This is a genomic window from Labrenzia sp. THAF82 (assembly GCF_009363435.1).
Classification (GTDB): Bacteria; Pseudomonadota; Alphaproteobacteria; order Rhizobiales; family Stappiaceae; genus Roseibium; species Roseibium porphyridii.
Genome location: NZ_CP045354.1, coordinates 4205764 through 4219907, shown reverse-complemented (window position 1 = coordinate 4219907; position 14144 = coordinate 4205764). Strand labels below are relative to the sequence as shown.

The following is a 14144-nucleotide window of genomic DNA, read 5'->3' as shown; positions in this document are numbered from 1 at the left end:
ACATTCAGCTACCGTTCAGTTTCGTAAACACTGAATTAGTTTTTTCTTTTCAGTGGCTTAAGCACTTAGAGGTTCTTTGTCATCGCTGTTCGAAGCGCTTCCAGCAGAACCTTGTCGCGGTCGTAGATGTCCTTTCTGAAATGCGTTGACCCGTCTTTGTTCATCCAGGCCGTCAGATAGGTCAGATGCACTTCTATGGGCACCTTCGGCTTGATGACAGTTCGTTTTTCACTGTCTCTCACGGTTTCCCAGTGTCCCGGATTGACGGCGCTGTCGACGAGCAGCACATCGGCTAGTCCGAAGGGGTTGGAGACCCGGATGCAGCCGTGACTGAACGCGCGCTCGGACCGTGAGAACAACGACTTGGACGGCGTGTCGTGGATATAGATGTTGAACCGGTTCGGGAACATGAACTTTATCCGGCCGAGGGCGTTTCCATCGCCTGGGTCCTGCCGCAGCCGGAATGGAAAGTTGCCGCGCGAATAGCCATTCCAGGCAATTTGCGTCGGGGCTATTTCAGTACCATCCCGAAATATCCTGATTTTCTTGCTGGTCAGCGCAGAGGGGTTCTGCTTCAGCTTGGGGAGGTATTCCTTCGTTGCGATGGAATAAGGCACATTCCAGAACGGGTTGATCTCGATATATTCCAGCTGGTCGGAAAAGACCGGCGTTGCGTGATAGGGCTTGCCGACGACCACCCTGGCGGTGTGGATTGTCTTTCCATTGCGCACCACTTTCAGATTCTGGTCGGCGAGGTTTGAAAAGACATAGAACTCGCCAAGATCGTCCCGCATCCAGCGACGGCGCTCCATGTTGAGCTCCATCTGGATCAGCTTTTCCTGAATTGGCGTGTTGAGCCTGGCAAGCGTGTTCTTGCCGATGACGCCATCCGTATCGAGGCCGTGATATTCCTGAAAGGTTTTGACTGCGTCGACCAGCACCCCTTCGTAAAGATCTCCAGTATGCTCTTCAGCGCCGGGAACATCCTCTTCGATCAACCTTTGACGAAGAGCTTCGAGACGAGGGTCAGTCATTCCCGGCTTCAGGACTTCACCATCCGGTATCTGCGTGAAGCCTCCATTTGCGGCTTTTTCCCTGTATTGAGCGAGCCGGCGTTTCAATCGGGCATAATTATCTGACTGGGGCGCAAGGCTCTCCAGAAAAGCGCTGAAGTCGACTGCCTTCTCGGCATTTTCAAAAAGGTTTTTTGAATCCGGTTTGTCTGGAAACAGGTTCAGCGCCTTGTTGATTGCATTGGGCTGCACTCTGCCCGAGGACAAGTGGGTGGCATATCGCAGAAACTGACGGGAAAGGTCCAAGTCGAACGCGGCCCATTCATCTGCAGTCTGAGAGGTTTCAGATCGTTCAATGAGCTCAATAGGGCCGTAATTGTTTGGATTGAGCGCATGGTCATTGGCCTCGGCCATCGCGGCGATGACGAGATGCGCATTCTCGGTCAGCCCGTTTTCGGTGAACCAGACAGGAGCGAACGCACGTTCTCCGTAGTAGAAAAACAGACCACTTTCATCATCATCCACCATGGCGGCCTGGATGGCCTTGGCAATCGGCGTTTGAGGATCAAGCACCTGAGGCTGCGGGACAATCTGCGTCTCTTCGGCTGCCGGTGCCTCGGCATTTGCAAGAGCCTCTTGAACGCCGTGCGGCAAGCCCAGTCCCAGAACCAATAACAGGACTTTGAAGTCAAATCGAAATGATGAAAAGCTTTCCAAAGGAATACCCCCTCTGATTCCCGGTAGGTTCAGTCTAAAACAAGTCAGGTGATGCGCCAACGTCACGGTAGTCACGTTTTGGAGGTCCGCGATATTTGCTGCCTTGACCGGCTCGCGATTTCCGGTCCATAAAGCTGGCCATGATGACGGCCACACGGAACATCATTTCGATCACCATTATTTGCAGCTAGCGACACCGCTGGCTGTGGCCGTTCCCTCTTGGCAAAAATTCCTCTGAGACGGATCGCCCGGCCAGCCGGCCAGGAGACCGTTTGACATGAGCGCCGCTGAAACAGCGATATCCGGCACTTTCAAGGGCTTGAAGCTCACCAATACATTGACGCGCCAGAAGGAGGACTTCCGGGCGATCGATGACGGCAACGTGCGGCTCTATGTCTGTGGCCCGACGGTTTACGACTTCGCTCATATCGGCAACGCGCGTCCGGCCATTGTGTTCGACGTGCTTTATCGTCTGCTGCGCCATCTTTATGGCGAGAACCATGTCACATATGTCCGCAACATCACCGACGTGGATGACAAGATCAACGCCAGGGCATTGCGGGACTATCCCGATCTACCCTTGAACGAAGCCATCGCGAAGGTGACAAAGAAAACATCGGATCAGTATCACAAGGCTATTGAGGCGCTCTGCGTTCTTGAACCCACCTTTGAGCCTCGCGCCACTGAGCATATCGACGGAATGGTCGAAATGATCGGCGTTCTGATCGACAAGGGTCACGCCTATCAGGCCGGCGGTGAAGTCCTTTTTGACACGTCTTCAATGGACGGTTATGGCGGCCTCTCCAAGCGCAAGCTGGACGAACAGATGGCCGGTGCCCGCATCGCCGTTGATGAGCACAAGAAGAACCCGGGCGACTTCGTTCTCTGGAAACTGTCCAGCGAGGAAGAGCCTGGCTGGGAGAGCCCTTGGGGCAGGGGGCGGCCTGGCTGGCATATCGAATGCTCTGTGATGAGCGAGCATCACCTGGGCAAGGTCTTCGACATTCATGGTGGCGGTCTAGACCTGATCTTCCCCCACCACGAAAACGAGATCGCACAGTCATGCTGCGCGCATGGCACTGAGCTGATGGCCAATTACTGGATGCACAATGGCTTCCTACAGGTCGAAGGTCGCAAGATGTCCAAATCGGAAGGAAACTTCTTCACAATCCAGGAACTTCTGGAAACGGAGAGTTTTGGCGACCGAACTTGGCCGGGTGAAGTTCTGCGTCTTGCCATGCTGATGACCAATTACCGCGAGCCGATCGATTTCTCGAAACGTAAGCTCGAGGAAGCTGAGAACCTGTTGTCCAAGTGGCCAGAGCCTGTCGAGACGGATGCTCTACCTGCCGCAGAGGTTGTCGATGCATTGCTGGACGATCTGAATACGGCCTCTGCCATTCAGGCCCTTCATGTGCTTGCGCAGGAAGCCTCAAAGGATCCTGAAAAACTGCAGGTCTATTCCGCTTCTGCGGTCCTGCTTGGTGTTTCGCCGGTCAAGGTTGACCTTTCGGGATTTGATGAAACCTCAATCCTGTCTTCCATAAGTCGTCGTTTGGAGGCGCTGAACGCCAAAAATTGGGCAGAAGCCGACCAGATACGCGATGAACTGACGTCTCAGGGAATTCTTCTAAAGGATTCAAAAGACTCAGAAACAGGAGAGCGGGTCACGACCTGGGAGGTTAAGCGGTGAGCGTGGTTGAGCAGCGTTCTTTGACCGGCGGGTGCCAGTGCGGAGCTGTGCGCTACCGTGTCACTGGTAAAGTCGACTATCCGCATCTGTGCCACTGCCGGATGTGTCAAAAGGCGTCGGGCAATTTCTTTCTGCCTTTGATCGGGGCAGAGAAAAAGGATTTCGAATGGACCCGGGGAGAACCGACCTGGTTTCATTCGTCCAAGCCTGTCCGACGCGCGTTTTGCAACACCTGCGGCACTCCGCTGGCCTTTGATACAGTTGGAGACACTGTCATTTCCTTTACCCATGGCAGCCTGGACGATGTCGGGGCCGTCACACCTGTTGAGCAATCCGGAGTGGAGGGGCGCGTTCCCTTCTATGACAAACTCTTCGCGCTCACTGAAACGCGGTCAAATCGCGACGATCTCCCTGGGGGCATAAGCGACGTCGCGTCGACCAATTGCCAGCATCCGGATCATGACACCACACACTGGCCGGAGGAACATCCATGACCGGGTACAGCGGTGGTTGCCAATGCGGTGCGGTTCGATTTCGCGTTACCAGCAAGCTGGGCAAGGCGTCGATTTGTCATTGCCGCATGTGTCAAAAGGCTTTCGGTGGTCTCTATGGTCCACTCGTCAGCGTGCTGGATGAAAAGGACCTCAGCTGGACGCGGCAGGAACCGAAACGGTTCCAGAGCTCAAACGCGGTGAAACGTGGGTTCTGTGGTGAATGTGGTACGCCTCTGACTTATGAAGCTCCCGATGGCATCGCGTTGGCGATTGGTGCATTTGATGACCCGAGCGCAATAGCGCCCGTCATTCAATACGGGGTCGAGGGCAAATTGCCGTTCACGGACCATATGGCGGACATTCCGGCGCGCTCGACTGAAGATGATTTTGAGGCACTTGCCTTTCTGGCCTCGATTGTTTCGAACCAACACCCTGATCACGACACTGAGACCTGGCCGCCGGTTAAGTCCGGACAAACGGAAAACACATAATAAGCAGCGAACGCGCTGGGTAGGAAATGCATATGACCAAGGATCGCCTTTATCTATTCGACACAACACTGCGTGACGGCGCGCAGACGAGCGGGATTGATTTTTCGGTCAACGAAAAGATTGTTATTGCCGGACTTCTTGAACGCCTCGGTGTCGACTATCTGGAAGGAGGTTATCCGGGGGCCAATCCGACCGACACAGAATTCTTCAGCGAAAAGCGCACGGAAAAGGCGATTTTTACAGCGTTTGGCATGACCAAGCGGGCAGGTCGTTCCGCTGCCAATGACCCGGGTCTGCAGCAGATCCTGTCGTCAAAATCAGATGCATGCTGCTTTGTCGCCAAGGCCTGGGACTATCACGTCAAGATTGCACTTGGATGCACCAATGAGGAAAACCTGGATTCGATCCATGAAACAGTGACCGCTGCAGTGGCCGCCGGAAAAGAGGCCATGATCGACTGCGAGCACTTTTTCGATGGATACAAGGCCAACCCGGACTATGCTGTCGACTGCGCCCGGACCGCTTATCAAGCCGGTGCCCGTTGGATAGTGCTCTGCGACACCAATGGCGGCACGCTGCCGGACGAGATCTACGATATCGTGACACGTGTTCAGGAAGTCGTGCCGGGTTCACACCTCGGCATCCACACCCACGATGACACGGGCCACGCCGTTGCCAATTCGCTGGCGGCCGTTGATGCGGGCGTCCGTCAGGTTCAGGGTACGCTTAATGGGCTTGGAGAACGCTGCGGCAACGCAAATCTGATCACTCTGATCCCGACTTTGAAGCTCAAGCCCGCTTTCAATGAGCGTTTTGAACTAGGTGTCAACGATGATCAGTTGAAGGACATTACGGCGATCTCTCATGCCTTTGACGAGATCCTGAACCGGTCCCCGGATCGTCAGGCTCCTTATGTCGGTGAAACGGCATTTGCCACGAAGGCCGGTATCCACGCGTCTGCTATTTTGAAAGATCCGCAGACCTATGAACATGTTGCGCCTGAAAATGTTGGTAATCAGCGTCGCGTTCTGGTGTCTGACCAGGCTGGCAAAAGCAATTTGCTTGAGGAACTTAGTCGGGTCGGCATTGAAGTCGACAAGGCCGACCCAAAGCTTGATCGGCTGCTTGCACTGGTCAAGGAACGGGAAGCTGAAGGCTACGCTTATGAGGCAGCGGATGCTTCCTTCGAACTTCTGGCCCGGCGTGAACTTGGAGAAGTCCCGCGCTTTTTTGACGTGAATTCCTTCCGGGTGATGGTCGAACGCCGCTTCAACGCCATCGGCGATCTGGTCACGGTGTCGGAAGCGGTCGTCAAGGTGGATGTTGAAGGTGAAACCCGCATGTCGGTGGCGGAAGGAAACGGTCCGGTCAATGCACTCGACATGGCTCTGCGCAAAGATCTGGGCAAGTATCAGTCGGACATTGCAGGTCTGGAGCTGATTGATTACAAGGTGAGGATCCTCAATGGTGGAACGGGCGCTGTAACGCGCGTTCTCATTGAAAGCCATGATACCAAATCCCACCGCCGCTGGTTCACGATCGGTGTTTCTTCAAACATTGTCGACGCCTCATTCCAGGCTCTGGTCGACTCCATCACATTCGCGCTTTTGAAGGCAAACGGGTCTGACTAAGCACCGTCCGCGGGAAAGCGCCAGAAAGGCAATCTGATGTCGCAGACGGTGTCTGACGCCGAAGCGCATGCGGAGTTCCGCAGGGGACTGATGTTCGGTTTCGCAGCTTATGGCATGTGGGGGTTTTTTCCCGCTTACTACAAGCTGACCGACACGGTTCCAGCCGACATTGTTGTCTCCCACCGCATCCTCTGGTCGGTTCTGTTCGTTGGGCTGTATTTGTACCTGCGGGGCCGTTGGCCTGAAGTGCGCGAGGTCTTCAGACAACCCAATGTGCTAAAGGGCCTGTGCGCCTCGGCAAGCTTTATTGCTGTCAACTGGCTCGTGTTCGTGTGGGCGATTGCCAACGAACAGGTGCTCGACGTTTCACTTGGGTATTTCATCAATCCCCTTGTGAGCATTGTCGTCGGTCTGGTGGTGCTGCATGAGCGCCTGTCGATAGGGCAGGGCATTGCGGTCGGGATTGCTGCCCTTGCTGTGTTGATGCAGGCAGTGCTTGCCGGCGGATTGCCCTGGGTGTCCCTGGTACTGGCTTTTTCCTTTGCCGGCTATGGCTATGTCCGCAAAGTGACGCCCGTTAAGGCGACGCCGGGAATGTTCGTCGAAACACTTTTGCTGATGCCGCTGGCAAGCCTCTATGTAATTTTGTGCATCAGTTGGGGTGAAGATGCCTTGGTGCTGAACGACCTGCCGGTTCTCCTGGCACTCGCCGGGACTGGTATCGTCACCGCTTTGCCGCTGATCTTCTTTTCTTCTGCGGCGCGGCGCTTGCCGCTCTTCATGCTTGGCTTGATGCAATATATGGCACCTTCCATGCACTTTCTGATGGCGGTCTATGTCTGGGGCGAACCCCTCGATCCGACAAAGCTGATGGCTTTTGCACTTATTTGGCTGGCGCTCGTGGTCTTCACGTTTGACAGTTGGCATCGCTACAGAAAGGCGCATTGAGAGAAGGCCAGACTGGTTTTCGCTTAGTCTGCGGCTACCAGCTGGCCGCGTCCGGTTCTTTTGGCCGTGTAAAGTCTTAAATCAGCGGTTTTGAGGGCCGTATCGAACTTGTCCTCTTCAAGCACGGACGCCCCGATGCTTGTTTGAATGTTGTGTTCCTGACCATCGAATTTGACGGGTGAGGCTTGAAGGGTTTCAAGCAATCCCTGCAGACTTTGAGCGACCTCGTCCTCCGACCTGTTGCAATAGACTATGCAGAATTCATCTCCTCCCAGTCTGGCAACAATGTCGTTTTCTTTGGTCAGTCCGGCCAGGTGCCTTGCAAAGCTCTTGAGGACCGCGTCCCCGAAATCGTGGCCGAGCGTATCATTTATGTCCTTGAAGGAATCCAGATCCAGCAAAGCCAGCCAGTGGTTGCGGCCTTCGGTTACAGCCCAGCCCTTCATGACCTTTGCCGTCTCGTCGAGAAGATAGCGCCGATTGTATAGTCCTGTCAGAGCATCACGCATTGCCATGTTGTTCAGTTCTTCAATGCGATAAATGTAGTCCAGGTTCTGCGATACTCTGAGAAGCAGTTCCTCCGGCGAACAGTTTTTGTCGACAAAGTCCGCGGCACCATACTTCAAAAACCGAACCCGATTGTCCGGGTTTGCAAAGGAGGACATGCCGATGACGCCAACCTTTTCAGCGTCGTGCAATCGCCTGCAGGCTTTCAAAAAGGCAAATCCATCTTTGTCCGGCATGAAATAGTCGGCCAGCACCAGTTTGATATCCGGATTGGCCGCCAGACATTCCAGAGCTTCATCCGTGGAACCGGCCTGATAGACCTTGTAAAGGTGTTTGGAGATTATCTTGGAAATCGCGTCGCGTTCGACTACAGCATCATCAAGAACCAGAATGCCGATGCTCGGATTCTTCGCGAGTTTGCGGATCAGGTCGGCAACGTAGTTCAGACTGCCCGGTGAATCCTTCAAGACATAGTCGATCACACCCTTTTCCAGCATTTTGCTTCGGGTTTTGGCGTCGAAACGGCTGGTAAAGACGATTGTCGGAATTTTCCATTTTTCACAAAGGTCGACGATCTCGCCATCGGGTGCGTCGGGCAAGGTCAGATCGACCAGGGCAAGATCCGGCTCGCCGATGGGCAGATTAAGGCAGCTCTCGGCTTCCGCATAGTTTCGGGCCACCATGATCTGGTTTCTGCCGACCTCATGCAGTTTTTTAACGATCGCTTTTTCAAAAAACGACGCGTCTTCAACCAAAAGGGTCGTTTGCATGGAGGGACCTACTGCTACCGAATCTTACGAGACGGTACTATTCAATGGCACCAACTGCAATTTATACTGTTGTTGTTTTTTCGGTGACCTAGAGAGAATGAACGTTCTACCTGAGTGCTCTGTTCATAGCTCTCTGACATCCGCCAGGTGATCTGAAACCTGATGCGTAGTGCCGGAGACTTGTTGGCGCAGCAACGGCAAGATGTCTTCTATCTTCTTGGCAACCAGATAAGGGACTTCGGTATCTGGGCGGATGTAGCCTTGAGCACGCATATGGTCCAGCAGTTCCAGAAGCGGCGACCAGAACCCGTTGATGTTTGCAAGGACGACAGGTTTGCGGTGCTGACCAAGCTGGGCCCAGGTCATCATCTCCACGGCCTCCTCCAAGGTGCCGATGCCGCCGGGAAGCGCGATGAACGCATCCGATTTTTCGAACATCAGATGCTTGCGTTCGTGCATGTCGTTGGTGATGACAAGGTCTTCCAGCGTGTCCAGCATCACTTCGCGTTTTTCCAGGAACTTCGGAATGATCCCGGTAACGTCGCCGCCGGACTCCAGCGCAGATTTTGCAACCGTGCCCATAAGGCCAACCGAACCGCCGCCGTAGACAAGACGCAGCCCCGCGTCGGCAATAAGTTGACCAAGACGGGTTGCTGCTGCTTCGTGAGTCGGGTCCGAACCAAAGCTGGAACCACAATAAACGCAGACGCTTTTAAGCTGATTTTGAGAAACCGTATTCATGACGCAAAGATGTGGCATTCAGATTGCCATGTGGTCAAGCATTCTGTTTGAAAGGCCTTGGTTCTGAAGCGGGATTTCTTGCCGCGCTTGGAAAGAACAGCTATGCATGAACCCTGACAGGACTTTTCTGACGGTGGTTGAAGCTGCGGGGCCTGTGGCAGGGAACAGACACGGAAATGCCGCGAACAAGAATTCGCGCTTCCGACAGGAAAAAAAATGAACAAGCTGACATTGATCTGGACTTTGATTGTGGGTGTACCGGTCGGGGTTGCTGCGGTCGTGACAGGGTACACTTACAACACGACTGGACGGTTGCCGTTTCAGCAACCTGCAGAGGTTGTATCTGCACCCGCCACGCAGGAAACGGACGAACAATCTGTCTCGTCGCTTCAGCAACCCTCTGCATCAGATGGTCCGGTTGAGACCAAGGCGGCCGAAGAGAGCGTGGAAGTTGAAGGTGGAACACCGCCAAAGGGTCCCAGCTTTGATGTTGTCGGCGTAGAGCCCACGGGTGAAACAGTTGTTGCGGGTCGTTCCGATGCCGGTGCGATTGTCGCGCTCCTGGCCAATGGCAAGGTTGTCGGAACAAGCATTGCAAACGAAGCCGGAGAATGGACAATCATTCTCGATGAACCCTTGAAACCGGGCGATTATGACGTCGGCCTCGAGGTCCATGACGAGAAAGGTCAGCCCGTCGAGCAATCGACTGAAAGGTTGGCTGTGTCCATTCCTGAAGGCGGAAAGGAACAGCCGCTGGTCGTGTTGAATACGCCGGATGGCCCCTCTGACGTTCTTCAAAAGCCGGCGACGGAAACCGTGGTTGCCGCGGCGCCGCAGTCCAGTGAGAACACGCAAGTTGCTGGCGATGGGTCTTCCGCCGATACGGTCCAAACTCTGCCAGCGGAAACAGCAAAAGCTGCGGCCGAAACGACGGGCGAGGAGGTTGCCGCCAACACTTCTGAAGTTGCAAAACCAGCCGCTGAGGTTGCCGCTACTTCGCCCGCTGCACAGGAGACACCGTCGCAGACTGCCGACGAACAGACTGCTGCTGCATCAGAGGACACAACTCCCGCTCAAGAGGCTGGCGAGGCACAAGTTGTCGCCCAAAGCTCCAATGCACCGAATGGAGAAACATCGGCTGTTGTTGAAAACAGCAATGATGCGACACCCGACGTGACAACTGGGGAAACGCAAACAGCAACTGCTCAGAAAGACAGCCAGGGCACCACCGAGCCGCAAAGTGCAGATGCGAGCAAAGCAGAAAAAGCTCCTGCGGAAACAAGTGTCGCCGCTTCAACAGGGCCCGAGCCGTCGTCCGAGGCAGCCCCGACTGTAACTGTGGAAGCGGTTGAGTCCGAAAAAGACAAGGTCTTTGTCGCGGGCACCGGCGAACCCGGGTCATCAGTGCGTGTTTATGTTGGCGACGAATACCAGGGCGAGACGCAGGTCAACTCCAGTGGAAAGTGGCTGGTACAAGGCAGCAAGAATATCGCCGAGGGTGACGTGGAAGTTCGGGCGGACCTGATTGCCGGCGACGGCAGTTCCGTGGATGCCCGTGCAGCGGTGACCTTCGAAAAGGAAGAAGACAAGCAGATCGTCCTGACAAAGGTTGTTGCCACGGGCAGCGGCGACACGGGTGACGGGCAGGGTGCTGAAGTGAAGAAGTCGCTGCCTGTGGTGATCATCCGCAAGGGGGACAACCTTTGGCGGATTTCGCGCAGGCTCTACGGCGATGGTGTTCGCTACACCACGATTTACAAGGCAAACACCGACCAGATTCGCAATCCCGACCTTATTTATCCTGGCCAGGTTTTCTTGACACCTGAGGGAGATCTCAACTGGTCCGATGGATCGGATGACGACGGACGCAACGGATAAGTGGGTCAACTTTAGTCAACGCAAAGAAGGCGGGAGAGGAACGCACTCTCCCGCCTTTTTTCGTTTCCCGTCTTGTTTTTGAATTGATTCATCGCATATTCACGATGGAACACGCGGATGTGAGCCGGGATATGCTCGATGAGCGAAACGGATGTGAAAACCAAAACCTGCCTTGAAGCGTCGCGTGCGTGCTTGCAAAGCTGTGAGGATCTTGCTGGAATTTTTCGCGCGCTGGGGCATCCTGCGCGCCTTGCGATTATCAAGCAGCTTGCTGTTCGCAACGAGGCCTGCTGCGGCGAAATCGTGGATCATCTGCCTCTGGCGCAATCAACCGTATCCCAGCACTTGCAGGTCCTGAAGGATGCCGGCCTGCTGACTTGTGACACCCGTGGCAGAAACTGTCATTACATTTTGGATTGGGACAAGCTTGCACAGGCCGAAAGGTGTTCTCAGGACTTTTGGACGTGCCTCAATGCCGCTCAGCCCGATCAGGGGCCGGTCATCAAGAAACCGGCGACCGCCACCGGCGAATAAATAAAGAACGGTTGCAGCCGCGGCCCGGAGAGAATTTGTGACAGATCAATCAGCCACCTCGCCGCACACGTCTGGTGCGGACGCAGGCAGCCAGTCAGACCGACCCAAGATACGCAAGGCAGTTAATGCCGATGAAGGCAGCACGCTCACAACACTGGCCAATCTCTGGCCTTTTATCTGGCCTTCGGATCGGCCGGATCTGAAAAAGCGCGTTTTGTTGGCGATCTTTGCGTTGATCATCGCAAAATTCGTTACAGTGCTCTCACCTTATTTCTTCGCCTGGGCGACCGACGCATTGACCGGGGAGGTGGCGGACCTTCCGGCATTCCTGGTCGCGCCGGTCATGCTTGTCCTTGCCTATAATGCTGCGAGAATTCTGTCGGTCGCCTTCAATCAGCTTCGGGACGCACTGTTTGCGCGGGTGGGTCAGCATGCTGTGCGAGAGCTTGCGATCCTGACGTTTCGCCATTTACACCAGCTTTCACTGCGTTATCACCTTGCACGCAGGACCGGCGGGCTCAGCCGTGTCATCGAGCGTGGGGTGAAGGGCATTGAGTCCATAGTCCGTTTCACGATCTTGAACGGACTGCCAACCATTCTCGAATTCGCCATCATGGCGGCTGTGATCTGGTACCAGTTCGGCTTTTTTTATGTCGTCGTCGTGGCAGTCATGATTGCAGGCTATGTCTGGTTCACGATCAAATGCACCAACTGGCGCATCGGTATTCGACGCGAAATGAATGAGAGCGACACGGAAGCCAATTCCAAGGCGATCGACAGCCTGTTGAATTTCGAAACAGTGAAGTATTTCGGTAATGAGAAGATGGAAACCGAACGCTTTGATGTTTCCATGGCAAGATACGAATCCGCGGCAACAAAAACCTGGACATCGCTTGCCTGGCTCAACCTCGGACAAACAGTCATTCTTGGGATAGGGATGGCCGTCTGTATGGCGCTCTCGGCCCAGGCTGTTCTGGCGGGCGAACAGAACATAGGCGACTTCGTTCTCATCAATGCCCTTTTGATGCAGATTTCCATCCCGCTCAATTTCATAGGATTTCTCTATCGCGAAATTCGGCAAGGATTGGCGGATATCGAAACCATGTTCGACCTTCTGCTGGTGCCGGCTGAGATCAAAGACTTGCCTGGAGCCGCACCGCTTTCAGCCGTTGCGGGCCAAATTGTCTTCAAGGATGTCAGGTTTCACTATGACGAGGACAGGCCGATCCTGAAGGGAATTGATTTCGAAGTACCTGCCGGCAAGAGCGTTGCCATTGTCGGTCCATCCGGGGCGGGGAAATCGACGATTTCCAGGTTGCTATTCCGTTTCTATGACGTAACTGGAGGCGCTGTAGAGATCGATGGGCAAGACGTTCGGAACGTGACTCAGGAAAGTGTTCGCCACGCGATAGGCATGGTTCCGCAGGACACCGTGCTTTTCAACGACACGATTGCATACAACATACGGTACGGCAGACCGGGCGCGAGTGAAGAAGACGTCAGGGAGGCTGCACGCATGGCGCAGATCCATGACTTTATCGAGAACCTGCCGAAGGGGTTTGACACAGAGGTTGGCGAGCGTGGATTGAAACTGTCCGGCGGTGAAAAACAACGCGTTGCAATTGCCCGGACAATTTTGAAGTCACCTCCAATTCTGATCCTGGATGAGGCGACATCCGCGCTCGACACCCATACGGAACGGGAGATCCAGTCGGCGCTGGATCAGGTTTCGAAAAACAGGACCACGCTTGTGATTGCGCACCGTCTGTCAACGGTCGTCAATGCAGATCAGATCATTGTGCTTGAGGCCGGAGAGATCGCAGAACGTGGCACCCACATGGAGCTTTTGGATAGGGGAGGCCTCTACGCTTCCATGTGGGCACGTCAGAGAGAAGCGGACGAAGCTGAGGAGCGACTGCGCGCTGCACGAGAGCACGACGATCTTGGCGTGGTGACGCGTGGCAAGACTGCGGACTATATTCCAGCAAAATAAGGATACATTGGAATCACTTGGCGAGAGCCACCGCGCAGCGATCAGGCTGCGCGGTGAACTTCAACGCTAAGGTCGTTTGCGCCTTGCAATTCTTCGAACCGCTTGTGGGCGCGTTTCGAAGAGGTGGAGCGGAACAAGAAGCGCGAGAAAACGTCTGTCAAACGACGCAGTTCCTGGTTGCGGAGCGAACGAGCGCGGAGTTCGTAACTATCGCCGGTGTGCAACATGATGATCTCCTTTGTGTTACTGATCCCTGTATCTCATATTGAGAAAGTTGGGAGAATTAGGCTTATTTGGAAGGTTTTGTTCCAAAAAGTCGAATAATTGAGTGTCGCTTCTGAAGAATGGTGCTCCTGGTTGGGTGACCGGGCCTGTGTCAGGTACGCCACGTCTTCCCAATGGTCTGTTGCGCCGAAGCGAGCTGTTGAATGCTGGTGCGAGACCCAATTCGAGTGCTTATGCAACGCGCTTGATCTCAACTACGCTGTCATTGGCATTCTCGAATTTGAAAGACCTGTCGGCCCGGTGTGTTTCCCTGCTTGTCGAACGAACCAGGAATCCGGTCAGCGCGCTTACCAACTGCCGCAGTCCTTCGTTCCGTGCGGCGCGGGCTCTGATTTCGTAGATATCGCCTGTATGCAACATGGTGGTCTCCTTCGTGTTGGTAGAGACGTTATTTCATATTGCGATCCTTGGAAGAATGTGGCTTGAATAGAAATTATTATTCTAGAAAG

13 protein-coding genes are annotated in these 14144 nt (G+C 54.5%); 8 read left to right on the top strand and 5 right to left on the bottom strand.

What is annotated here, in order from left to right; genetic code table 11:
- Positions 1-65 precede the first annotated feature (65 nt).
- A complete protein-coding gene (locus tag FIV00_RS19385; protein WP_209006621.1) occupies positions 66-1730 on the bottom strand; it encodes a murein L,D-transpeptidase in 1665 nt (554 codons plus the stop codon).
- A 277-nt stretch (positions 1731-2007) separates the two neighbouring features.
- Between FIV00_RS19385 and cysS the strand changes: the two genes are divergently transcribed.
- Genes cysS through rarD form a run of 5 tightly spaced genes read left to right on the top strand, consistent with a single transcriptional unit; the run spans position 2008 to position 6987 of the window.
- Positions 2008-3423 carry a cysteine--tRNA ligase gene (cysS, locus tag FIV00_RS19380; RefSeq protein ID WP_152502296.1) on the top strand — a complete coding sequence of 472 codons (1416 nt, stop codon included), beginning with the start codon at positions 2008-2010 and terminating at the stop codon, positions 3421-3423.
- A 2-nt stretch (positions 3424-3425) separates the two neighbouring features.
- Positions 3426-3917, top strand: coding sequence for a GFA family protein (locus FIV00_RS19375; protein WP_152504336.1), 492 nt, complete (start codon positions 3426-3428; stop codon positions 3915-3917).
- Positions 3914-4408: a GFA family protein gene (locus tag FIV00_RS19370; RefSeq protein WP_152502295.1), complete on the top strand. Its 495-nt coding sequence runs from the start codon at positions 3914-3916 to the stop codon at positions 4406-4408. Before FIV00_RS19375 ends, FIV00_RS19370 begins: the two co-directional genes overlap by 4 nt.
- A gap of 32 nt (positions 4409-4440) precedes the next feature.
- Entirely contained in the window at positions 4441-6039 is a 1599-nt protein-coding gene (gene cimA, locus FIV00_RS19365) for a citramalate synthase (RefSeq protein WP_152502294.1), read from the top strand.
- 36 nt (positions 6040-6075) lie between these two features.
- A complete protein-coding gene (gene rarD / locus FIV00_RS19360) occupies positions 6076-6987 on the top strand; it encodes an EamA family transporter RarD (protein ID WP_152502293.1) in 912 nt (303 codons plus the stop codon).
- A gap of 23 nt (positions 6988-7010) precedes the next feature.
- On the opposite strand, the gene FIV00_RS19355 is transcribed toward rarD, so the two are convergent.
- The gene (locus FIV00_RS19355; RefSeq protein ID WP_152502292.1) at positions 7011-8264 is read right to left on the bottom strand and encodes a diguanylate cyclase; all 1254 of its coding nucleotides are present in this window, start codon (positions 8262-8264) and stop codon (positions 7011-7013) included.
- Between the two features lie 123 nt (positions 8265-8387).
- Entirely contained in the window at positions 8388-9023 is a 636-nt protein-coding gene (locus tag FIV00_RS19350; RefSeq protein WP_247649258.1) for a TIGR00730 family Rossman fold protein, read from the bottom strand.
- 198 nt (positions 9024-9221) lie between these two features.
- Here FIV00_RS19350 and FIV00_RS19345 point away from each other — a divergent pair, with 198 nt between their 5' ends.
- From FIV00_RS19345 to FIV00_RS19335, 3 genes are all read left to right on the top strand, one after another.
- Positions 9222-10883 (top strand): LysM peptidoglycan-binding domain-containing protein, encoded by a 1662-nt coding sequence (locus FIV00_RS19345; protein ID WP_152502291.1) that lies wholly within the window; start codon positions 9222-9224, stop codon positions 10881-10883.
- A gap of 138 nt (positions 10884-11021) precedes the next feature.
- A complete protein-coding gene (locus FIV00_RS19340) occupies positions 11022-11417 on the top strand; it encodes a helix-turn-helix transcriptional regulator (protein ID WP_152502290.1) in 396 nt (131 codons plus the stop codon).
- A gap of 109 nt (positions 11418-11526) precedes the next feature.
- On the top strand, positions 11527-13410 hold the full coding sequence (locus FIV00_RS19335; protein WP_209007053.1) for an ABC transporter ATP-binding protein/permease: 1884 nt from the start codon (positions 11527-11529) through the stop codon (positions 13408-13410).
- 41 nt (positions 13411-13451) lie between these two features.
- Here FIV00_RS19335 and FIV00_RS19330 read toward each other — a convergent pair whose 3' ends face one another.
- Together FIV00_RS19330 and FIV00_RS19325 are read right to left on the bottom strand one after the other, a co-directional pair.
- Entirely contained in the window at positions 13452-13637 is a 186-nt protein-coding gene (locus FIV00_RS19330; protein ID WP_152502288.1) for a hypothetical protein, read from the bottom strand.
- A gap of 229 nt (positions 13638-13866) precedes the next feature.
- Complete coding sequence (locus FIV00_RS19325) at positions 13867-14055, bottom strand: hypothetical protein (protein ID WP_152502287.1); 189 nt, start codon at positions 14053-14055, stop codon at positions 13867-13869.
- Positions 14056-14144 lie beyond the last annotated feature (89 nt).

What these genes read in the sequence shown, in the direction of transcription:
- cysS (WP_152502296.1), top strand. Translation starts at nt 2,008, where the DNA reads ATGAGCGCCGCTGAAACAGCGATATCCGGCACTTTCAAGGGCTTGAAG.
- FIV00_RS19370 (WP_152502295.1), top strand. Translation starts at nt 3,914, where the DNA reads ATGACCGGGTACAGCGGTGGTTGCCAATGCGGTGCGGTTCGATTTCGC.
- cimA (WP_152502294.1), top strand. Translation starts at nt 4,441, where the DNA reads ATGACCAAGGATCGCCTTTATCTATTCGACACAACACTGCGTGACGGC.
- rarD (WP_152502293.1), top strand. Translation starts at nt 6,076, where the DNA reads ATGTCGCAGACGGTGTCTGACGCCGAAGCGCATGCGGAGTTCCGCAGG.
- FIV00_RS19355 (WP_152502292.1), bottom strand. Translation starts at nt 8,264, where the DNA reads ATGCAAACGACCCTTTTGGTTGAAGACGCGTCGTTTTTTGAAAAAGCG.
- FIV00_RS19350 (WP_247649258.1), bottom strand. Translation starts at nt 9,023, where the DNA reads ATGCCACATCTTTGCGTCATGAATACGGTTTCTCAAAATCAGCTTAAA.
- FIV00_RS19345 (WP_152502291.1), top strand. Translation starts at nt 9,222, where the DNA reads ATGAACAAGCTGACATTGATCTGGACTTTGATTGTGGGTGTACCGGTC.
- FIV00_RS19340 (WP_152502290.1), top strand. Translation starts at nt 11,022, where the DNA reads ATGAGCGAAACGGATGTGAAAACCAAAACCTGCCTTGAAGCGTCGCGT.
- FIV00_RS19330 (WP_152502288.1), bottom strand. Translation starts at nt 13,637, where the DNA reads ATGTTGCACACCGGCGATAGTTACGAACTCCGCGCTCGTTCGCTCCGC.
- FIV00_RS19325 (WP_152502287.1), bottom strand. Translation starts at nt 14,055, where the DNA reads ATGTTGCATACAGGCGATATCTACGAAATCAGAGCCCGCGCCGCACGG.